We start from the raw sequence: 20,377 nt of genomic DNA, 5'->3' as shown, positions 1-20,377 counted from the left end.
ATCGTGAGAAGCTGCCCGGAACCGGGCGAATGGGGTGGAACGGATGGCGGAGCGGCGACCGGCCACGGTCAAGGACGTGGCGGCCTCGGCGGGCGTCGGCGTCGCGACGGTGTCGCGGGTCTTCTCCGGGACGGGCTCGGTCAGCGCCCCCACTCGCGAGCGGGTGCTCGCCGCCGCCCGCGCCCTGGACTACCGGCCGAGCGCCCTCGGCCGCGGCCTCAAGCTGCGCCGCAGCGGCGGCATCGGGCTCATCGTCCCGGACGTCACCGACCCGTTCTGCGCCGAGCTCGTCGCCGGGGTGCTCGCCTGCGCCCGCACCCTCGGCGAGCACGTGATCGTGGACGCGGCGGGCGGCGACCCGGCCCGCGAGGCCGAGATCGTCGAGCGGCTCGTCGAGCAGCGGGTGGACGGGATCATCGCCCTGCCCGCCGGGGACGAGGCCGACTGGCGCGGCGCGGCGCGGGTGTGCTCCAGCGTCGTTTTCGCGGGCCGCACCCTGCCGGGGATGCCGGACGTGCCGGCCGTCCTCGCCGACGACGCGGGCGGCGTCCGGTCCCTCACCGAGTACCTGGCGGGGCTCGGGCACCGCCGCATCGGGTTCCTCGGCGCCACGCCCGGCGGGCCGTCCCGGGTGCGGGAGCGGGCCTTCCGCGGCACGCTCGGGCGGCTCGGCGTCCCGGTCGAGGAGGACCTCGTCGTCGCCGCGCGCCCCGCCCGCGACGCCGCCTACGCGGCCGCCGCCGGGCTGCTGCAGCGCCGCGCCGACGTCACCGCCGTGCTGGCCGCCGGGCACATCCTCGGCGAGGCCGCCGTCCTCGTGGCCCGCGAGCTGGACCTGCGTGTCCCCGCGGACGTGTCGATCGCGATGGTCGACGACGTGGCGTGGGCCGAGCTGTGCGACCCGCCGCTCACCGCCGTCGCCCGGCCCGGCCGCGACATCGGCTACCGGGCCTGCGAGCTGCTGCTGCGCGAGCCCGCGCGGCGCGGCCGGGGCGGGCCGGTGCTGCTGCCGACCGAGCTGGTCGTGCGGGGCAGCTGCGGCCCGCTGCGCGCCCCGCGCCGCTGATCATCGCGGGCGGTGCCGGGGCCGATATCGCGGTGGATCGCGCGGAATGAGCCGATCGGTGATCTGATCGGGGTCCAGTCGCGCTAGATTTCCCGCGTGGAGGAGATCGATCGTCAGATCCTGGCGCTGCTCGCCGACGACGGGCGGATGAGTTTCACCGACCTCGCCAAGGAGACCGGCCTGTCGGTGTCGGCCGTGCACCAGCGCGTGCGGCGGCTGCAGAAGCGCGGGGTCATCACCGGGTTCGCCGCCCAGCTCGACAGCCGGGAGATCGGGCTGCCGCTGACCGCGTTCATCTCGATCAAACCGATCGACCCGGCCGCGCCGGACGACGCGCCGGAGCGGCTCGCCCATCTCCAGGCGATCGAGGCGTGCCACTCGGTCGCGGGGGACGAGAGCTACATCCTCAAGGTGCGGGTCGCGTCCCCGAACGAGCTGGAGGACCTGCTGCAGAAGATCCGCGCCGCCGCGAACGTCGCGACGCGGACGACGGTCGTGCTGAGCACGCCGTGGGAGGCGCGCCGCCCGCCCCTCTGACCCGCCCTTCCGGCCCGCCCTTCCGGCCCGGCTCAGCGGCCGGGGGCGAGGGCGCCGAGGGCCTCCATGGCGCGGTCCAGCGAGGCGCGCGGGTCGGCGTCCGGTCCGGTGATCTCGGGGTCGAAGTTCAGGTCGGCGAACACCTCGGTGACCCCCTGGCCCGCGAGGTCGCGCAGGTCGGCGCGGATCTCGTCGAACGACCCGGTGAGCGGGCGCCGTCCCGCCGCCCCGGCGGGCCTGACCCGCACGGCGCCCCGGCACACGAACCGGAGCGCGGACGGGTCGCGCCCGGCCCGCTCGGCGGCGTCCCGGACGATCCCGATCGACCGTCCGATGGCGCCGAGGTCGGCGCGGCTGGAGCTGACCCAGCCGTCCGCGAGCCGCCCGGCCCGGCGCAGCGCGGCCTCCGCGCCGCCGCCGAGCAGCACCGGCGGCCCCGGCGACCGGACCGGGCGCGGCTCCATGACGACCGGCGGGACGTCGTAGAACTCGCCGTGGAACTCGGCGGGCCCGCCGCTCCAGAGCGCCCGCAGCACCGCGAGGTACTCCTCGGCGCGTGCCCCGCGCCGCTCCATCGGCGCGCCGACCGCCGCGAACTCCTCGCGCATCCAGCCGAGGCCGAGCCCGAGGTCGAGCCGCCCGCCGCTGACGCGGTCGAGGGAGGCGGCCTGCTTGGCGAGGATCGGCGGCGCGTAGAACGGCAGGTTCACCACGGCGACGCCGAGCCGCACGCGCGAGGTGTGCGCGGCGAGGTAGGCGAGCGTGATGAACGGGTCGGTGACGCTGCGGTACGTCGCGTCGGACGACCCCGCCGGGTTCAGGACGCGCTGCAGCGTCCACACCGAGTGGTAGCCGAGATCCTCGGCGCGCCGCGCGACGAGCGCCTGCGCCTCCGGGGTGGCCCAAGCGCCCGTCGTCGGAACGCCGAACCCGATCTCCACGGCCCGCTCCCTCCCAGCCCCGACCAGCGCGACCTTACAACGTCAAGGCCACCGGCCGGTGGCCCGATGATCCATCCAACCATCCGGCGGGAGGAGCGATCAGCGGGGGCGGCGGAACGCTGCGCGCAGCGCGTCGTGGGCGGCGGCCGGGACGCCGAGGTGGTCGAGCCCGAGGAGCGCGGCGCCGAGCAGCGGCGGGTCCGCGGGGACGATGAGCCGCGCGCGCGGGGCGAGCGCGGCGTAGCGTTCGGCGACGGCGTCCATGAGGAGCGGGCGGCGGGCGGCGAGGACGCCGCCGCCGAGGACGACGTCGGCGGGCGCGTCCAGCAGGTCGAGGCGGCGCAGCGCCACCGAGCCGAGCAGCGCGACCTCCTCCGCCAGCCGGGACACGACCTCACGGGCCACCTCGTCGCCCGCCTCCGCGACGTCCAGCAGGACGGGCGCGAGCGCGGTGAGGTCCCCCTTGGAGAACTCGCCGTGGTGGATGCCGAGGCCGACGTCCAGGGCCCGGGCGACGCCGAAGTGGGCCGCGACCGCCGCGGACAGCGCGGTCTCCGGGCCCCGGCCGTCCTCGCCGCGGATGCCGTGCCACAGCGCCGAGCGGCCGAGCGAGGAGCCGCCGCCCCAGTCGCCGGTGTGCGGGCCGAGGGACGGGAACCGCGCGGTCCGCCCGTCCGGGCCGACGCCCGCGCAGTTGATGCCCGCGCCGCACACGACGGCGACGCCCCACCCGGCGGTGACGGCGCTGCGCAGCAGCGCGAACGTGTCGTTCCCGGCGGTGACGCTCGCCGCCGTGCCCCGGTTGAGCAGGAGCTTCTCCAGCCGCTCCTCCTCGCCGGGAAGGTCCACGTTGGCGGTGTAGACGGCGAGGTGGGCGACCGGGCCGGGCGCGGCGCCCGCGCCGCGCAGCGCTTCGGCGATCACGGCGGTGAGGGAGTCGACGGCGGCGTCCAGCCCCACGGCGTGCGGCCGGAACCCGTCGCCGCGGACCGTGGCGAGCAGCTCGCCGCCGGTCCCGACGACGGCCGCGTCGATCTTGCTGTTGCCGCCGTCGACGGCGACGAGCACGCCGCCCTCCGGCGCGGGGACGTTCCCGGGAGCGGCCATCACGCGGCCCAGGGGAGGTGGGCGCGGTTGGCGGCCACCAGGTCGCGGGCGAGCCGGTCGGCGATGTCGGCCTGCCCGACGAGGGGGTGGGCGAGCAGCGCGGTCGCGACGCGGTCCACGCCGCCGCGCAGCGCGGCGTCGAGCGCGAGCTCCTCGTAGGCGGACACGTGCGCGATCAGCCCGGCGAACAGCGGCTCGAACGCCGGGACGGGCAGCGGCACCGCGCCCGCCGAGGTGATCCGGGCGGGGACCTCGATGACGGCGCGGTCGTCCAGGAACGGCAGCGTGCCGTGGTTGCGGACGTTCACGACCTGCGCGTCGCCCCGCCCGGTCAGCAGGGACGCGGCGAGCTGCACGGCGGCCTCGGAGTAGAACGCGCCGCCGCGCTCCTCCAGCCGGGCGGGCTTGGTGTCGAGCGTCGGGTCGGCGTAGAGGTCGAGGAGGTCGCGTTCCAGCGCGGCGACCTGCTCCGCCCGGGTCTCCGCCCCGCGCAGCTCCTCGACGACCTGGTCGTGCTGGTAGAAGTACCGCAGGTAGTACGACGGGACGGCGCCGAGCCGCCGGACGAACGACGCCGGGAGCCCGGACGCCTTGGCCAGCTCGTCGGGGTGCTCGTCGAGCAGGCGGGGGAGCACCTCCTGGCCGTCCAGCAGCACCGACCGCACCCAGGTGAGGTGGTTGAGCCCGGCGTGGCCGAGGCTGATCCGGTCGGGCGGGACGTCCAGCAGCGCGGCGGCGCGCCGCTGCACCCCGATCGCGACGTTGCACAGGCCGACGGCGCGGTGCCCGGCGTCCAGCAGCGCGCGGGTGACGATGCCGACCGGGTTGGTGAAGTCGACGATCCACGCGTTGGGCGCGAGGGCGGCGACCCGGGCGGCGAGGTCCAGCACGACGGGGACGGTGCGCAGCGCCTTCGCGAGCCCGCCCGCGCCGGTCGTCTCCTGCCCGACGCACCCGCATTCGAGCGGGATCGTCTCGTCGAGGTGCCGCGCGGCCTGGCCGCCGACGCGCAGCTGCAGCAGGACGACGGTCGCGTCGGCGACGGCCTTGTCGAGGTCGGCGGTCGTCGTCACGGTGGCGGGGTGCCCGGCGCGCGACAGCATCCGCGCGGCGAGGCCGCCGACGAGGTCCAGCCGCTCGGCGTCCGGGTCGTGCAGGACCAGCTCGGACACCGGCAGCGCGGTGTGGGCCCGCGCGAGCCCGTCGACGAGTTCCGGGGTGTAGGTGGACCCACCCCCGATGACAGTCAGCTTCAACCCTTCACTCCCGTCAAGGTCACACCCTGGATGAACACTCGCTGGGCGAGGAAGAACACGATGAGCACGGGCAGGATCGTCAGCAGCGTCGCCGCCATGGTGAGGTTCCACTCGACGCGGTGCGCCTGGCGGAACGTGGCGACGCCGATGGCGAGCGTCCAGTGGTCGGGGTCGGCGTAGACGAGCGGCCGGAAGTAGTCGTTCCAGCAGTAGAAGAACTGGAACAGCGCGACCGCGGCCAGCGCCGGCTTCGCCATCGGCAGGATGACCCGCAGCATGGTGCGCAGCTCCCCGCAGCCGTCCACGCGGGCCGCGTCGGCGTACTCGCGGGGGATCGTCACGAGGAACTGGCGGAGCAGGAAGATGGAGAACGCGTCCCCGAACAGCTGCGGGATGATCAGCGGCCAGAGCGTCCCGGTCAGCTCGAACCGCGACCAGACGATGTACAGCGGCACCATCGTGACCTGCGGCGGCAGCATCATCGCGGAGATCACCACGACCAGCGCGGCGTTGCGGCCCCGGAACCGGAACCGGGCCAGCGCGTACGCCGCGGGGACGCTCGACACCAGCATGAACACCGTCGACAGGGACGCGTAGACGAGGCTGTTGACCGTCCAGCGGACCATGTCGCCGCTGAACACGTCCACGAAGTTGCCGAACTCCCAGTCCCGCGGCCACAGGTCGCCGGTCAGCGCCTGGCGATCGGTCATCACGGCGGTCAGCGCCATGAACGCCAGCGGCGCGAGGAACATCACGCCGATCGCGACGGCGGTCGCGTGCACCGCCACCCACAGCAGCGCCCGCCGCGCCCTGCTCCCCGACTTCGGCATCCGCCGGGACGTAGCGGCGGCGGTCATGAAGCCTCCTCACCGGCGAACGCGCGGAACTGGCGCAGCAGGAACATGGTGAACACCATCGCGGTGGCGAACATGACCAGCGCGAGGACGCAGGCGTATCCCATGTTGAACTGGCGGAACCCCTGGTCGTAGAGCCATTGGGGGAAGGTGAGCGTGGAGCCGTCCGGGTAGCCGGGGGAGTACTGCGTGCCGGGCAGGTCGGCCCGCCCGGACGCGACCTTCCCCGCCACCATCGGCTGCGTGAAGTACTGGAGCGTCTCGATCACGCCGGTGACGGCGGAGAAGGCGAGGACGGGCGAGATCGTCGGCAGTGTGATGTGCCGGAACCGCGACCATGCCCCGGCGCCGTCGATCGCGGCGGCCTCGTACAGCGACTGGGGCACGTTCAGCAGCGCCGCCAGCATGATGATCATGACGTCGCCGACCGCCCACAGGCCGAGCAGGGTCAGTCCGGGCTTGGCCCAGGGGGCGTCGTTGAAGAAGTCCGGGAGCGGGACGCCGAGCCGGTCGGTGATGGTGTGGAACGGCCCGGTGCCGGGGTTCATGAGGAACACGAACGCGACCGTCGCCGACACCGGCGGGATCAGGTACGGCACGTACAGCACGGACCGCAGCACGCCGCCGCCCCGCTTGATCTTGGTGAGGAGCTGGGCGGCGCCGAGCCCGAACAGCACCTTCAGCGGCACGAGGACGGCGACCAGCCACAGCGTGTTGCGCATGGCCGTCCAGGCCTCGCCGTCGTGCAGCAGGTACTTGTAGTTGTCCAGGCCGATGTACTCCAGCGTGAACAGGTTGTACCGGGTGAAGGAGAAGTAGACGGTCGCGGCGAGGGGGTAGGCGAAGAACAGCGCGAAGCCGACCAGCCACGGGGACAGGAACGCGAGGACCCGGAGGCGTCGGCGGCGGCGCGCCCGCGCCGCCGCCGTCCCGGTCCGCGTCCCGGTGAAGGGGACGCGCAGTGAACCGGGTGCCACGGGTCAGCCTCCGGCGAGCTTCAGCGCGCCGTCGACGTCGCCGTCGAGCTTCTTCAGCGCCGCACCGGGGTCGCCGACCTTGCCGGGCTCCCACTCCTCCTGGACGAACTTCTGGAACCGGACGACGTAGTCGTTGCCGTTCGGCGTGGGCGGCGTGGTGCTGCTGGCCGGGTTCTTGAAGACGTCCAGGAACGTGTGGAACTGCGGCGGCAGCGTCAGCTTCGTCGACGACAGCGACGGGATGGTGGACGGCACGTTGCCGAGCGCGTTGGCGAACGTGACCAGCGCCTCGGTGTTCGTGGTGAGGTACTGGACGAACTCCCACGCGGCCTGCGCGTGCTTGGCGCCGCGCGGGACGCCGATGACGGTGCCGGTGACGAACCCGCCGCCGTAGGAGGACGCGCGGTCGTCGGAGACCGGCGCGGGCGCGGTGCCGTAGTCGAGGCCGGACGCCTCCTCCTGGATGAACTTGGTGCGCCATTCACCGTCGATCGCCATCGCGACCTTCCCCTTCTGGAAGGGGTTGGACGACTCGAATTCCTGCCCGAGCGAGCGCAGGAACTTCTTCACGTTCTTGTAGCCGTACCAGTCGATGAGCTCTTTGTTCCATTTCAGGTACGCCTGGAACTGGGGGTCGCCCGCGAAGTTGGCCTTTCCGTCGTCGGTCAGCCATTTCACGCCGAACTGCGGTGCGAGGTGCTGGACCTGGTGCTCGTAGTACTGCGCGGACGGCATGAACCCGGCGACCTTGATGGTCCCGTCGGGGTCGCGGACGGTGAGCTTCTTGGCGAGTGCGGTCAGCTCGCTCATCGTCTTCGGCGGCTGCTCGCCCTTCATCAGCTTCTTGTTGTAGTACAGGCCGTAGGCGTCGGCGAGCAGCGGCATCGCGCAGCGGACGCCCTTGAACTCGGTGTACTTGCGGACCGCCGCGGGGAACTGGTTCAGGTCCAGCTTCGACTTGGTGATGTAGGGCGACAGGTTCTGCCAGGCGCCGCTCTGGCACCACTGGCCGACGCTGTCGGTGGTGAAGGACGACACCACGTCCGGCGGGTTCCCGCCCCGGATGGCGTTGGTGATCCGGTCGTCGGTCTGCCCCCCGACGAGCTTGACGGTGATGTTCGGGTGCTGCTTGTTGAACCCGGCGACGGCGTCCTGGAACGCCTTCACCTCGTGCGGGGCGTTCCACCCGTGCCAGACCTGGATCGTCTGCTTCTCGTCGGCCTTCGGGCCGTCGTCGGTCTTGTCTCCGCCGGCCGTGCAGGCGGCGGTGAGGCCGAGCCCGGCGGCGGTCAGGGCCGCCACGAGCCGGCGCGTGCTGATGATGGTGGCCACTCCGGTTCTCCTTATGGGGGGTCGGGGTTTCCGGGGTCGTCAGGGGACGGTGCTGGAGAAGACCTCGTCGCGGGTCTCCCGGAGGGCCTGCTGGAGCGCCCCGGCCAGGACCGGGTTCCCCTGGACGGAGCTGAGCCGCACCTCGGGACGGGGGATCGTCAGGCTGTGCAGGTGCTGCTCGACGCGGGCGCGCAGCGGCTCCCCGCCGGCGCGCAGCACCTCGCCGTTCAGGACGACGAGGGCGGGGTCGAGGACGCCCACCACGGTGGCGAGCGTGACGCCGAGCCGGGACGCGAGCTCGGTCAGGGCGCGTTCGGCGCGGGCGCCCGCGTCGGTCGCGGTGCGGGCCCCGGCGGCGCGCGCGGCGCCGACGTCGGCGGCGGCGCGGCCGAGCGCGGTGACGGCGTCGCGGCCGCGGAAGCCGTGCTCGCGCATCAGCTTCAGCACGGCGAGGCCGCCGACGAGGCTGTGCACGCCGCCGGTGTGGGTGCGGCGGACGTCCCGCATCAGCGGCGCGCCGATCGCGGGCATGTAGCCGATCTCGCCCGCGCCGCCGGTCGCGCCCCGGTGCAGCGCGCCGTTCAGCACGACGGCCATGCCGACGCCGTCGGCGACCCACAGCAGGACGAAGTCGCCCGCGCCCGCGGCCTGCCCGCCCGCCCGTTCGGCGAGCGCGGCGAGGTTGACGTCGTTCTCGATCGCGACCCGCACGCCGAGCCCGTCGCTGAGCGTCGCGACCAGGTCGGGGATGTGCCAGCCGGGGATGTGGGAGGCGTAGCCGAGCCGTCCGGTGGCGGGGTCGACGGCGCCCTGGATGCCGATGACGGCGAGGCCGAGGGCGCCGCGGTCCAGCCCGGCGGCCGCGGCGGCGCCGTCGAGGGCGGCGGCCATGCGGGCGACGACGTCGACGCCGGTGCGGGCGGGCGTCGGGAGGGTGTGCTCGCCGACGACCGTCCCGGCGAGGTCGGCGACGCTGACCCTGATCCGGGCGGGGGTGACGTCGGCGCCCGCGACGTGCGCGGCGGACCCGTTGATCCGGTACAGCTCGGCGGTGCGTCCCGGGAGGCCCTCGCGGATGCCGTCCCGGACGACGAGCCCGGCGTCCTCCAGCCGGGCGAGGAGTTGCGACGCGGTCGGCTTGGAGATGCCGGTGAGGTCGGAGATCTGCGGCCGGGTCAGCGGCCCCCGGTCGAGCAGCGCCTCCAGCGCCGCGCGGTCGTTGATCGCCCGCAGCAGGCTCGGGGTCCCGGGCACGGGCGTGGACACGGCGGCGCCTCCGCGTTAAGAAGGTTTCCTAACTTGGAGGAGAAAGTAAGGACTCTTAACGAAAGCGTCAAGACCTTCGCGGGGCGCTTCTCAGGCGGCGGTCCTCAGGGGGCGGCGACGATGAAGCTGGAGTTGCCGAAGCCGACCTCGTCGCCGGGACGGACGCGGGCGGGCCCGGTCAGCCGCCAGCCGTTGACCCGCGTCCCGTTCATGGACCCGAGGTCGGAGATCATCCAGCCCTCGTCCGCGCGGTAGATCTCGGCGTGGAACCGCGACACGGTCAGGTCGGTGAGGATGAACTGGCAGGCCGGGGCGCGGCCGACGACGATGCGCCCGAGGTCCTTCGGCGGCAGCGTGAAGCGCGGCAGCCGCGGCGCCCGCCAGGCCGCCTCGAACCGCGCGGTGGCCTGCGAGACCGAGGAGACGATGCCGGTCAGCCGGTTCAGCACCCGGTTCCCGGACGGCAGGTCGTGCACGATGTCGGCCAGCTCGGCCTGGCTGCGGGCGCGCAGCACCTGGTCGACGCGCCGCTCGAAGGTCTCGTGCGACATGCGGCCCTCGGCCACGCGGTCGCTCAGGGCCCGCAGCACGCGGTCCCGCTCGGTGTCGGACGCTCTCACCGGGAATGAGGGCTGACCGTCCATGTCGTTGAGTATCCAGTCCCCATCGTCGGCTTGTCCATCTGTGGCCGTCAGGCGAGGGAGGGCGATCGCCCTCACCCACCCTCCCCCTCTTCGATGCGGTCCGTCCGCCGGAAGTTCGCGGCGTGTTCGCCGCGGAACGCCCGCCCGGACGGGGCTCTGGGACCGGTTCCCGGACGGTTCAGCGCGACAGCAGGTCACGGGCGATATGGGTGACCTGGATCTCGTCGGTGCCCGCGTAGATCTGGAACGACCTGGCGTCCCGGGCGAGCTGCTCGACCCGGAACTCGCTCATGTAGCCGTTGCCGCCGAACAGCTGCACGGCCTCCTGCGCGGCCTCGCTCGCGGCCTGCGCCGCGTACAGCTTCATCGCCGACGCCTCGGCGAGCGTGGGCGTCCGCCCGGCCCGCTGCATCTCGATGTGCCGGAACACCAGGTTCTGGACGTTCAGCCGCGCGACCTCCATCTTGGCGAGCTTGAGCTGGATGAGCTGGAAGTCGCCGATCCGCTGCCCCCACAGCTCGCGCGCCTTCGCGTACTCGACGGACAGGTGCAGGCACTCCTCGATGACGCCGAGCGCCATCGCCGCGACGCCCGCGCGCTCGGTGACGAAGTTCTGCCGCGCCGACTCCCGGCCGCCGCCCTCGCCCGCCGCGAGGAGCCGGTCGGCGCCCGCGCGGACGTCGGTGAGCGACAGCTCGCCGGTGGGGGAGGAGTGCAGGCCCATCTTGCGCAGCGGCCGGCTCTGCTCCAGGCCCGGCATGCCCTTGTCCAGGACGAACGCGAGGATCTCCCGGTCGCGCGGGGCGCGCCCGTCGTCGAGTTTGCAGTAGAAGACGATGGTGTCGGCGTAGGGGCCGTTGGTGATGAACGTCTTGGCGCCGTTGATGACGTACTCGTCGCCGACCTTGCGCGCGGTGGCCTGCATGCCGCCGAAGGCGTCCGACCCGGAGTTCGGCTCGGTGATGGCCCACGCGCCGATCTTCTCCATGGTGAGCAGGGGGAGGGCCCAGCGCTCCCTCTGCTCGGGCGTGCCGCGCTTCATGATCGTCCCGGCGGCGAGGCCGAGGCCGACGCCCATCGCGGCGACCAGCCCGGGCGCGACCCGGCACAGCTCGATGACGGGGATCATCGTCATCGCCGCGCTGCCGCCGCCCGACTCCCCGGCGTCCCCGTCCTTCCGCGTGCGGGACCGGAAGGACGAGCGGGCCAGCTCGTCCATCCCGAACGTCTTGTAGAGGTTGCGCAGCAGGTCGTAGGGGGGCAGGTCGCCGGACTCCAGCGCGTCCAGGTTCGGCCTGACCTCGGCGTCGATCCAGCCGCGCACCGCGTCCCGGATCATCAGGTCTTCGTCGGACCACTCGATCATGCTCGTCCCGCCCTCCGCCGGATGCCTGCGGGACCATCCAAGCAGAAGACGAAAGCGAGCGCTTACTCGGGGAGTCTGATCACGTCGGCGACGACCCCGCCCCGGTCGGTGAGCCGGTCGGGGGACGGGCTGTCGTACACGACGAGCAGGCGGGTGCCGGGCGCGCCGGGCTCGTCCAGGACGGCGATCCCCTCGGCGTGGTCGTCGCCGTCGCCGTAGGGCAGTTCGCCGAGGACTTCCAGCTCGTCCGCGGTGACGATCTCCGCCGCGTCCGCCCTGGCCGCGCCCGGCCAGCGGACGAGCCGCACCGGGCCGTCCAGGTCCATGCTGGGACCGGTGAGGACGAGCAGGTCGTCGCCGTGCGGGCACAGGTCGCGGATGCCGAGGCCGCCGAGGTCGAGGAAGTGGGTGCGGTACCGGTCGCCGCCGTCGCCGACGGGCAGCGCGCGCAGCCGGCGCGGGTCGTCGGGGTGGGTGTCCGGGCGGATCTCGACCAGCACCGCCCAGCCGCGCAGCACCGGCCCGCGCAGCCCGATGTAGAGCCGGTCGCCGTGCGCGGCGACGCCCTCGATGTCGAGGCCGTTGTCCTTGCTCGGGATGGCCAGGAACGGCGCGAGGTGCGGGTCGCCGGCGAGCAGGTCGGTGATCGAGTCCTTGTCGAGGCCGAGGACGGCGGCGGTGCGTCCGCCGTCCTCGCGGACGACGTGCGGCAGCCCGTCCGCGCCGGTCGCCAGCGGCAGCCGCACGAGGACGAAGCGGTTGTCCTCGCGGACGACGGTCGCGAGCCGCTTGCGCGCCTTCGCGTCGCGCTGCCCCGGCTTGATCTTCTTGCGCTTGAGGCTGTGCGAGCCGATCGCCCACAGCCAGCCGTTGGCGCGGGCGAGGCCCTCGATGTCGGCCTCCTCGTCCGGCCCGGCGGGCAGCGGGACGAGGTCGGCGAGCGCGACGGTCTCCTGCGCCGCGTAGCCGGTCACCCGGCCGTCGCCGTCGAGTTCGGCGGTGAGCCGCTCGATGGTGGCGGTCTCGTCCCCCGCGACCCACAGGCAGCGTCCGTCCTGGCGGACGGCGGACAGGTTGGTGTGCGTCTCGGCCTCACGGCTTTCCCGCCCGAAGCGCAGCTCGACCCGGCGTTCCACGATCATTCGGAAATGCTCCCATATGCGGGGCTCAGACGTCCCACCGGACATGCAGGTGGGGCGGCTTTCGGAACACCAGTCCGCGCGGCCGGGCGGGGCGCGACGGGTCGAGCTGCAGCCCCGGCAGCCGCTCCAGCAGCGCGGCGAGAGCGGTGCGCGCCTCCAGCCGGGCGAGGTGGGCGCCGAAGCAGAAGTGCGGGCCGCGCGCGAACGCGAGGTGGTCGGCGGCGTTGCCCCGCCGCACGTCGAAGCGGTCGGGGTCGGGGAACACGGACGGGTCGCGGTTGGCCCCCGCGATCGACACCCGCACCAGGTCCCCCTTGCGGATCTGCGCCGCTTCGAGGACGGCGTCGCGGGTGGCGTACCGGTCGACGACCGACGCGGACGGCTCCAGCCGCAGCGACTCCTCGATCGCGGCGTCCAGCAGTCCGGGGTCCTCGTGGACGAGTTGAAGCTGGCCGGGGTGGCCGAGCAGATGCAGCGCCGCGTTGGCGATCATGCCCTCGGTGGTGTCGATGCCGCCGAACATCAGGATCGCGGCGTTCGCGACGACCTCGGCGGTGGTGAGCCCGGCCTCGTCCCGCGCGGCCCCGGCGAGCAGCGAGCCGGGGCGGGACGCCCGGATCGCGTCCTCGACCGCCGCGGTGAGCAGCCGGTACGCCTCGTCCGCCGCGGTCGGCGCGGCGCCGCCCGCCGTGATCGCGGACACGGCGTCGACGAACGCGCCGTACCAGGAGCGGACGGTCGCCGCGTCCACGCCGTCCAGCCCGAGGGCCTCGGCGACGACCGCGACGGCGAGCGGACCGGCGAGGTCGCCGCGCAGCTCGGCCCGTCCGGCGGGCGCGATCCCGCCGACGAGCCGGTCGACCTCGGCCGCGACGAACGCGGTGAACCGCTCCCGCGTCGGCGCGGGCCGGAACGGGCGGGCGAACGGGTCGCGGTGCCGGGTGTGGACGGGCCCGTCCAGCGACAGCATGCTCGGCCCGACGACCTGCGCGGTGGAGAAGCGCGGGTCGTCCACGGTGAACGCGGCGGCGTCGCGCAGCACCCGCTGCGCCGGGTCGCGGGCGGTGACCAGCCAGCCGCCGAGCGCGGGGAGCCAGGAGACCGGCTCGCGCTCCCGCAGCCGCGCGAGGCTCGGGTGCGGGTCGTCGTCCAGTTCGGCCGTCGTGACGGCGGCGCCGAGCGGGAAACGGGAGGTCAGGTCGGTCGTCATCCGTCCGAGCATAGATCGCCGAGCTAATGATCTACAACGTAAAGGTATCGAGCGGTGCGACTGATCAAGCGCGACACGACCGGTCAGGCGGCGTCAGCCTGCCGCCGCCACCATTCCCGGCCCGGCTCCGGCAGCGTGTAGATCGGGTCGTGGTACTCGTACCGCCGGGTCAGCGCGTCGGGGTCGGACGCCTCCAGGGCGGTGCGGTAGTTCTTCGTCCAGTAGGAGATCCCGCGCTCGCGGTCGTAGTCGGCGAGCTGGTGCACCCAGCGCTTGCCGACGTAGGGGACGTCGCAGACGATCCGCGGGGTGGCGAAGCCGGGGAGGTAGCCCATGATCGCGTGCTGCAGCTCCTGCGCCTCCCAGACGGCGAGGCGCCAGTGCTCGCTGTAGGGGATCATGTCGCACATGTACAGGTAGTAGGGCATGATCCCGGCCTCGTCGAGCAGCGCGAACGACAGGTCGAGCAGCGCGGCGGGGGTGTCGTTCACGCCGCGCAGCAGAACGCCCTGGTTGCGGACGTCGCGGACGCCGGTGTCGAGCATCGCCCGCGCGGCCTTCGCGACGAGCGGCGTCACCGAGCCGGCGGCGTTGACGTGGGTGTGGATCGCGATCTGCGCGCCGCGCTCGCGGGCCTTGGTGGCGAGGCGCTCCATGCCGGCGCGGACGTCGTCCTGGAGCCAGTGCTGCGGCAGGCCCATGAGCGCCTTGCTGGCGAGGCGGATGTCGCGGATGTTGTCGATGTCGAGCAGGTCGCCGACGAACGACTCCAGCCTTGGCCAGGGCATGTTGGCGACGTCGCCGCCGGACACGACCACGTCGCGGACGCCGGGCGTGCGGCGCAGGTAGTCGAGCATAGCGCCGAGGCGGTCCGGCGGCCTGACGGTGAACTTGTGCTTGTCGACGTTCGGGGTGGAGTTGCCGACGAGGTCCATGCGGGTGCAGTGGCCGCAGTACTGCGGGCACGTCGGCAGGATCTCGGCCAGGACCTTGGTGGGGTAGCGGTGCGTGAGGCCCTCGACGGCCCACATCTCGGCCTCGTGCAGCGAGTCGCGCTCGGCGAGCGGGTGGGACGGCCAGTCGGCGCGCCGGTCGCTGAACACCGGGAGCATGTAGCGGCGGACGGGGTCGGCGTAGAAGGCGCCGGTGGACGAGGTGTCCATCGTGTTGAGCATCTGCGGGGGCAGCAGCATCGACATCGTGGCGCGCTCGGCCTGGTCGCGTTCCAGGTCGGCGTAGAAGGACTCGTCCAGCAGGCCGCCCATGACCGAGCGGAGCTGGCGCAGGTTCTTCACGCAGTGGGCGCGCTGCCACTGCGCGGACTCCCACTCCTCGCGGGTGACGTCGCGCCAGCCGGGCAGGCGCCGCCAGTCCGGCTCCTCCAGGGGCCGGCGCCGGTACTCGTACGGCTGGGCGGTCTCGGCGGACCGGGCCCCGCGGCCCGGCTCCGGATGCAGGGCAGTGGTCATCGTCGACCGCCTCCTCGCCTCACGGGTGTTCGCATAAAACTCTTGTACGAGGCCGACGTTACGGGAAGACTTTCGATGAAACCAGTGGTACCCGGTACATCTTGCGGAAACACATCCGGTCGAGGGCGGGAGGCGCGATGAGCGAGGGCGGCGGCGCGGGCGCGGGGACGGACACGGGGACGGGGACGGGTACGGCGGTGGGGCTGCACCGGGTGCTGGAGCCCGCGGGGGTGCTGCCGCAGGCGGCGCTGCGGCTGGACGCCGACCCGCGGATCCGCCCGGACGAGGTGCGCGTCGCCGTCGAGCGGCTCAACCTGGACGCCGCGTCCTTCCGGCAGCTGCGGACCGCGCACGGCGGCGACCCGGACGCGGTCCGCGCCGAGGTGCTGCGGATCGTCGCCGAGCGCGGCAAGATGCACAACCCGGTCACCGGGTCGGGCGGCATGCTGGTCGGCACCGTCGCCGAGGCGGGCCCGGAGTCGCCGCTCGGGCTGAAGCCCGGCGACCGGATCGCGACGCTCGTGTCGCTCACGCTGACCCCGCTGGCGATCACCGACGGGCTCGCCCGCTGGGACGGGCTGTCGGAGCAGGTGCCCGCCGAGGGGCACGCGATCCTGTTCGCCCGATCGATCGCCGCCGTGCTGCCCGGCGACCTGCCCGTCCCGCTGGCCCTCGCGGTCATGGACGTGTGCGGCGCGCCCGCCCTGACCGCCCGCGTCGTCGCGTCCCGGGAGCGCGCGCCGGTGGTGGCGGTGCTGGGCGCGGCCGGGAAGAGCGGCTCCCTGGCGATGGCGGCGGCGCGGCGGGCCGGGGCGTCCCGCGTGATCGGGCTGGTGCCGACTGAGGCGGAGGAGGAGCTTCTGGCCGGGACCAGCCTCGCCGACGCCGTCGTCCGCGCCGACGCCCGCGACCCGGTCGCGGTCGCCGCGGCGGTCGGGGAGCCGGTGGACGTCACCGTCGTGTGCGTGGACGTCCCCGGCTGCGAGCACGGCGCGATCCTCGCGACCGCGCCCGGCGGCGTCGTGGTGTTCTTCTCGATGGCGACGTCGTTCCCCGCCGCCGCGCTCGGCGCGGAGGGCCTCGCCGCCGACGTCACGATGCTCATCGGGAACGGGTACGTGCCCGGCCACGCCGAGACGGCGCTCGACCTGGTGCGGACCGAGCCCGCGATTCGCGCGTTGTTCACCGCCCGGACGGGGGCTGATTCGGCAGAATGACCGGAACGCCCCGGAAGCGGGCGGGGAGCACCCGGACATCGAGGGAGACGGCATGGGGAGCATCACCGAGGAGCTGCGCGGGCGGGACGCGAAGGAACGCCAGGCGCAGATCGTCGACGTCCTGGTCGACGCGTTCTCGGACCTGATGGAGCGCAGCCCCGCCGAGTTCCGCCGCCGGTTCCGCAAGATGGCCTCCGACCCGTTCGCGTTCTACCGGGGCAGCGCGTGCCTGTTCTACGCCGACATCGTCCACGACGACGACCCGTGGGCCGACGAGCGCACGTCCCGCGTGTGGATCCAGGGCGACCTGCACGCGCAGAACTTCGGCACCTACATGAACGACGACGGCGTTTTCGTGTTCGACGTCAACGACTACGACGAGGCGTACGTCGGGCACTTCACCTGGGACGTCAAGCGCCTCGTCGCGAGCCTGGCGCTGCTGGCCTGGCAGAAGGCGATCTCCGACGCCGACATCAGGCGGCTGATCGAGACGTACGTGCGCGCCTACGTCGACCAGGTCCGCAAGTTCGCGGCGCACGACGGCGACGAGCGGTTCGCGCTGACGCTCGACACGACCGACGGGTACGTCCGGGACGTGCTGGTCGCCGCGATGGGCGGCACCCGCATCGGGCTGCTGCAGGGCATGACGGTCGTGGACGGCCCCGACCGCCGGTTCCGCGACCGCGCCGGCGTCCGCCGCCTGGATGCCGCCGAGCGCGCCAAGGTCGAGGCCGCCTACCACGAGTACCTGACGACGATCCCGGTGGAGAAGCGGTTCGGCAGCCTCACCTACGGCGTCAAGGACATCGTCGGCGCGTCCGGGTTCGGGATCGGGTCGGCCGGGCTGTCGGCGTACAACATCCTGGTCGAGGGCAACACGCAGGCGCTGGAGAACGACGTCATCCTGTCGATGAAGCAGGGCAACGTCGCCGCGCCGAGCCGGGTCGTCGACGACGCGCGGATCCGCGAGTACTTCAAGCACCACGGGCACCGGACGGCGGTGTCGCGGCGGGCGCTGCAGGCCAACAGCGACCCGTGGCTCGGGCACACCCAGATCGACGGGGTGGGGTTCGTCGTCCAGGAGCTGTCGCCCTACGAGGAGGACCTCGACTGGAGCGGTCTCACCGAGCCGGACGAGATGCTGTCGGTCCTGGACGACCTCGGCCGCGCCACCGCGAAGGTGCACTGCGTGTCCGACACCGACTCCGACCACAGCCTGGTCGGCTTCCAGGTCGAGGACGCGATCGACGCGGTGATCGGCCCCGACGAGACCGCGTTCGTCGAGGCGATGGTCGCGTTCGGCATGAGCTACGCCGAGATCGTCCGCGATGATCACGAATATTTCGTTGACGCCTTCCGTTCTCGTCAAGGCAAGTTGTCTGTACTTTTGACGACGTGACCAAAGACGGACTTGCGCACGCCGCGCTGAAGGCCGGACAGCCGCTGGTCGCTGCGCTGTACTCCCGGGTCAGCAAGGACGACCGCAACGACCAAAGGTCCGTGTCAGATCAGGACGGCGAGAACCGTGACGTCTGCGAGGACGAGGGCTGGGAGGTTGGCGAGGCGTACTGCGACAACGACAAGTCGGCGTCGCGGTTCGCCACAAAGCAACGTGAAGATTGGGACCGGTTGTTGGAGGACGTGGCCATCGGCCGGTTCCATGTCGTGGTGCTGTGGGAGTCCTCGCGTGGGGACCGGCGGTTGGCGCATTGGATCGCGTTCTTGGACACCTGCCGGGACCTGGGTGTGCTGATCCATATCACCTCCCACGAGCGGACCTACGATCCGGGGAAGCGCCGCGACTACAAGACCCTCGCCGAGGAGGGCATGGATTCGGCGGACGACTCGGAGAAGACGTCGGAGCGAGTGAGACGAGACAAGCGGAACGCCGCGAGGAAGGGCCTGCCTGCGGGCCGGATGCTGTACGGGTACCAGCGGATCTACGAGGTTGCGCCGAACGGGAAGAAGAAGCTTGCCAAGGTCGTGTTCGACGAGGAGGTCCACACTGCGGTCGGTCAGGATGGCAAGGAGTACGAGTACACGCGTGCTGGGCTGGTCCGGGAGATCGTGGAGAGGATCGCGTCGGGTGACTCGCTGCGGTCGGTGGCCGTTGATTTGAACCGGCGGGGTATCCCGACGTCGCGGAACGGGCGGTGGGGGTGGACCCCGACCCGTATACGTGAGATCTCGGTGAATCCCGCGTATGTCGGGCAGCGGGTCCATCAGGGGGTGGTGTTGCCCGGGGTGCAGACGGTGTGGGAGCCGCTCGTTCCGATGGAGCAGTTCCATGCGTGCGTGGCGAGGTTCAACCGTACGAGTCGGAGTTCGCCTCGCGAGGGTGCGGTGTCGCGGTTGTTGACGGGGTTGGCGACGTGCGGGGTGTGCGGTCGGGTGGTGCGGCGGATGGGTTCCACGCGGGCCCCGACGTATGTGTGCGCGCCGGACAGCCGGTCGGGGTTTGGGCCGACGACGGGGTATTGCGTGTCGCGGAAGATCTCCGCGGTGGATGGGTACGTGGAGCGGTCGGTGTGTCTGCGGTTGAGCCAGCCGGATCTGTTGGAGGTGTTGCAGCAGGACAGGTGGGCGGATGAGCGGCTGGCCCGGTTGAGTAGGGAACTGGCGGAGAAGCAGGCGCTGCTGGAGGATGCGCGGGGTAGGTGCGCGCAGGGCACCTTGTCGCTGGACAGTTTGGCGAGCTTGGAGGGTCTGCTGTTGCCGCAGATCGAGAAGGCGCGGCAGCAGATGTCGGAGACCCGGGTGGCGCCGGTGCTGCGGGGCCTGGCCGGTGGTGCGCTCGATGATGTGGTGGCCGAGTGGGAGCGCCGGAGTATCCCGCAGCGGCGTGAGGTCATCCGGGCTCTGTGCGAGAAGATCGAGATTCTTCCGCTGGGGGGCGGCGCGAAGAGGTACCGGCCGGAGGAGTCGGTTCGGATCGTGTGGCGGCAGCCGAACCGTCCGGCCGGCGACGGCGATGCGGGGTCAGTGGCGTCCGCGTCCGCGTAGCGGGCGGGGCTTGTGGTGCTTCCCGTGCCGGTGGGCGTGCGGGTTCGGGGCCGCCGTGGGTGACGCCTCAGGTGCGGGCGGCGGCTGGTCGGGGACGATCGAGGTCACGGGTTCGTCCTGACCGGTCGGCGCGGGCGTAGGCGTGGACATGGCGGGCGGCGTCGTGGACGGCGCGGGTGCGCGAGCGGGTTCACGGGCGGGCTTGGGCCCGGCAGGCTGCCTGGGTGCCGTACGCCTGGTCGGCGTCACGGCGGGCGGGGACACGGTGTCGACCGCGGGTGTGTCCTTCGGCTCGGGCAGCGCGGGGGGCGTGGGCGGGGTGAGGATGCCGTGTTCGGGGTGGGACGCGCCGAGCCACGGCAACGGTGGCCGGGCGATCTCTCCGTTCATTTCCCGCACGACCGGCGGGGCAGGTGGCGGCGAGTGTGGAGGGATCGGCGGGATGGGGGCGATGGCGATACCGACCGCGGTCGCGGACCCGGCCACGGGCTGGAGGAGTGTCCCGAGGAGCGGCAGCGGGGACAGCGCGGTGAGGCGGCGGCGGAGGCGTTCGCGGGCGCGGCGAAGGTCTAGCGCGGTACCAGGCCGACAGAGGAGGATCTCGCGGCCGTCGTGCTGCCGGACGGCCATGGTGAATTCGCAGGGGAGCTCGGGCTGGATGCCGTCAAGGGTGGCGTCGCGCATGGCCACGCGGAGCTGCTGCCAGATGGCGCGTTCCCGGTCCGGGTTGTAGGGCGGGGCGCCGGCCCGGGCGACGGCGACGTGGACGGCGTGCTCGTCGTGGGTGACTTGGTAGCGGACGCCGGGTGTGCCTGTGCGGAGCGCGGTGATGAACGCGGCGGGAACGTCGGAGTTTGCGGAGCCGGCGTTCCAGTCGTGGACGGCGGCGGCAAGGAGGTCGTGGTCTCCGGTGTCATCGGCGCTGATCGACATGAAGGCACACTCTTCTAGTCCGTGCCGCGCAGGTGCGCAGCGGTGTTATGTGTGCCA

The 20,377-nt window shown here is 72.8% G+C and carries 18 protein-coding genes; 5 read left to right on the top strand and 13 right to left on the bottom strand.

Annotated elements, in window-relative coordinates; genetic code table 11:
* Positions 1-43 precede the first annotated feature (43 nt).
* Positions 44-1,066, top strand: coding sequence for a LacI family DNA-binding transcriptional regulator (locus FXF68_RS31710; RefSeq protein WP_148765708.1), 1,023 nt, complete (start codon positions 44-46; stop codon positions 1,064-1,066).
* 96 nt (positions 1,067-1,162) lie between these two features.
* Entirely contained in the window at positions 1,163-1,603 is a 441-nt protein-coding gene (locus tag FXF68_RS31705; protein ID WP_148349245.1) for an Lrp/AsnC family transcriptional regulator, read from the top strand.
* A 32-nt stretch (positions 1,604-1,635) separates the two neighbouring features.
* On the opposite strand, the gene FXF68_RS31700 is transcribed toward FXF68_RS31705, so the two are convergent.
* The 12 genes from FXF68_RS31700 to FXF68_RS31645 form a co-directional block, all read right to left on the bottom strand.
* Positions 1,636-2,544: a TIGR03619 family F420-dependent LLM class oxidoreductase gene (locus tag FXF68_RS31700; RefSeq protein WP_148765706.1), complete on the bottom strand. Its 909-nt coding sequence runs from the start codon at positions 2,542-2,544 to the stop codon at positions 1,636-1,638.
* A 99-nt stretch (positions 2,545-2,643) separates the two neighbouring features.
* Positions 2,644-3,651, bottom strand: coding sequence for an N-acetylglucosamine kinase (locus tag FXF68_RS31695; RefSeq protein ID WP_148766146.1), 1,008 nt, complete (start codon positions 3,649-3,651; stop codon positions 2,644-2,646).
* Complete coding sequence (locus FXF68_RS31690; RefSeq protein ID WP_148765704.1) at positions 3,651-4,907, bottom strand: 6-phospho-beta-glucosidase; 1,257 nt, start codon at positions 4,905-4,907, stop codon at positions 3,651-3,653. Before FXF68_RS31690 ends, FXF68_RS31695 begins: the two co-directional genes overlap by 1 nt.
* Entirely contained in the window at positions 4,904-5,764 is an 861-nt protein-coding gene (locus FXF68_RS31685) for a carbohydrate ABC transporter permease (RefSeq protein WP_148765703.1), read from the bottom strand. Before FXF68_RS31685 ends, FXF68_RS31690 begins: the two co-directional genes overlap by 4 nt.
* Entirely contained in the window at positions 5,761-6,738 is a 978-nt protein-coding gene (locus tag FXF68_RS31680; RefSeq protein ID WP_246179050.1) for a carbohydrate ABC transporter permease, read from the bottom strand. Before FXF68_RS31680 ends, FXF68_RS31685 begins: the two co-directional genes overlap by 4 nt.
* Before the next feature lie 3 nt (positions 6,739-6,741).
* Complete coding sequence (locus tag FXF68_RS31675) at positions 6,742-8,070, bottom strand: ABC transporter substrate-binding protein (RefSeq protein ID WP_148765701.1); 1,329 nt, start codon at positions 8,068-8,070, stop codon at positions 6,742-6,744.
* A gap of 39 nt (positions 8,071-8,109) precedes the next feature.
* A complete protein-coding gene (locus FXF68_RS31670; RefSeq protein ID WP_148765699.1) occupies positions 8,110-9,336 on the bottom strand; it encodes an ROK family transcriptional regulator in 1,227 nt (408 codons plus the stop codon).
* 104 nt (positions 9,337-9,440) lie between these two features.
* The gene (locus FXF68_RS31665; protein WP_148349239.1) at positions 9,441-9,980 is read right to left on the bottom strand and encodes an FHA domain-containing protein; all 540 of its coding nucleotides are present in this window, start codon (positions 9,978-9,980) and stop codon (positions 9,441-9,443) included.
* A gap of 178 nt (positions 9,981-10,158) precedes the next feature.
* Positions 10,159-11,346, bottom strand: a complete 1,188-nt coding sequence (locus FXF68_RS31660; protein WP_148765697.1) for an acyl-CoA dehydrogenase family protein — start codon at positions 11,344-11,346, stop codon at positions 10,159-10,161.
* A gap of 62 nt (positions 11,347-11,408) precedes the next feature.
* A complete protein-coding gene (locus FXF68_RS31655) occupies positions 11,409-12,488 on the bottom strand; it encodes a DUF3616 domain-containing protein (protein ID WP_148765695.1) in 1,080 nt (359 codons plus the stop codon).
* A gap of 25 nt (positions 12,489-12,513) precedes the next feature.
* Positions 12,514-13,698: a cytochrome P450 gene (locus FXF68_RS31650; RefSeq protein ID WP_148765693.1), complete on the bottom strand. Its 1,185-nt coding sequence runs from the start codon at positions 13,696-13,698 to the stop codon at positions 12,514-12,516.
* An 83-nt stretch (positions 13,699-13,781) separates the two neighbouring features.
* Positions 13,782-15,167, bottom strand: a complete 1,386-nt coding sequence (locus FXF68_RS31645; protein WP_148765691.1) for a KamA family radical SAM protein — start codon at positions 15,165-15,167, stop codon at positions 13,782-13,784.
* 137 nt (positions 15,168-15,304) lie between these two features.
* Between FXF68_RS31645 and kdd the strand changes: the two genes are divergently transcribed.
* The 3 genes from kdd to FXF68_RS31630 are packed head-to-tail and all read left to right on the top strand — an operon-like array spanning position 15,305 to position 19,387.
* Positions 15,305-16,384 carry an L-erythro-3,5-diaminohexanoate dehydrogenase gene (gene kdd / locus FXF68_RS31640; protein WP_148765689.1) on the top strand — a complete coding sequence of 360 codons (1,080 nt, stop codon included), beginning with the start codon at positions 15,305-15,307 and terminating at the stop codon, positions 16,382-16,384.
* Positions 16,385-16,436: 52 nt separating this feature from the next.
* Positions 16,437-17,783 carry a DUF2252 domain-containing protein gene (locus FXF68_RS31635; protein WP_148765687.1) on the top strand — a complete coding sequence of 449 codons (1,347 nt, stop codon included), beginning with the start codon at positions 16,437-16,439 and terminating at the stop codon, positions 17,781-17,783.
* Entirely contained in the window at positions 17,780-19,387 is a 1,608-nt protein-coding gene (locus tag FXF68_RS31630) for a recombinase family protein (RefSeq protein ID WP_148765685.1), read from the top strand. The genes FXF68_RS31635 and FXF68_RS31630 overlap by 4 nt, the downstream gene beginning before the upstream one ends.
* On the opposite strand, the gene FXF68_RS31625 is transcribed toward FXF68_RS31630, so the two are convergent.
* Complete coding sequence (locus FXF68_RS31625) at positions 19,364-20,320, bottom strand: hypothetical protein (RefSeq protein ID WP_148765683.1); 957 nt, start codon at positions 20,318-20,320, stop codon at positions 19,364-19,366. The two genes, FXF68_RS31630 and FXF68_RS31625, sit on opposite strands and share 24 nt — an antisense overlap.
* Between the last annotated feature and the right edge of the window lie 57 nt (positions 20,321-20,377).

Origin of the sequence: Actinomadura decatromicini, assembly GCF_008121305.1 — a bacterium.
GTDB classification, from domain to species: domain Bacteria; phylum Actinomycetota; class Actinomycetes; order Streptosporangiales; family Streptosporangiaceae; genus Spirillospora; species Spirillospora syzygii.
The sequence above is the reverse complement of the archived record's forward strand: the minus strand, read 5'-3'. Positions and strand labels throughout refer to the sequence as shown.

Bases quoted from the DNA above. Each gene is read 5' to 3' on its own strand.
- FXF68_RS31710 (WP_148765708.1), top strand. From the start codon at position 44: ATGGCGGAGCGGCGACCGGCCACGGTCAAGGACGTGGCGGCCTCGGCG.
- FXF68_RS31695 (WP_148766146.1), bottom strand. From the start codon at position 3,651: ATGGCCGCTCCCGGGAACGTCCCCGCGCCGGAGGGCGGCGTGCTCGTC.
- FXF68_RS31685 (WP_148765703.1), bottom strand. From the start codon at position 5,764: ATGACCGCCGCCGCTACGTCCCGGCGGATGCCGAAGTCGGGGAGCAGG.
- FXF68_RS31665 (WP_148349239.1), bottom strand. From the start codon at position 9,980: ATGGACGGTCAGCCCTCATTCCCGGTGAGAGCGTCCGACACCGAGCGG.
- FXF68_RS31660 (WP_148765697.1), bottom strand. From the start codon at position 11,346: ATGATCGAGTGGTCCGACGAAGACCTGATGATCCGGGACGCGGTGCGC.
- FXF68_RS31655 (WP_148765695.1), bottom strand. From the start codon at position 12,488: ATGATCGTGGAACGCCGGGTCGAGCTGCGCTTCGGGCGGGAAAGCCGT.
- FXF68_RS31650 (WP_148765693.1), bottom strand. From the start codon at position 13,698: ATGACGACCGACCTGACCTCCCGTTTCCCGCTCGGCGCCGCCGTCACG.
- FXF68_RS31645 (WP_148765691.1), bottom strand. From the start codon at position 15,167: ATGACCACTGCCCTGCATCCGGAGCCGGGCCGCGGGGCCCGGTCCGCC.
- kdd (WP_148765689.1), top strand. From the start codon at position 15,305: ATGAGCGAGGGCGGCGGCGCGGGCGCGGGGACGGACACGGGGACGGGG.
- FXF68_RS31635 (WP_148765687.1), top strand. From the start codon at position 16,437: ATGGGGAGCATCACCGAGGAGCTGCGCGGGCGGGACGCGAAGGAACGC.
- FXF68_RS31625 (WP_148765683.1), bottom strand. From the start codon at position 20,320: ATGTCGATCAGCGCCGATGACACCGGAGACCACGACCTCCTTGCCGCC.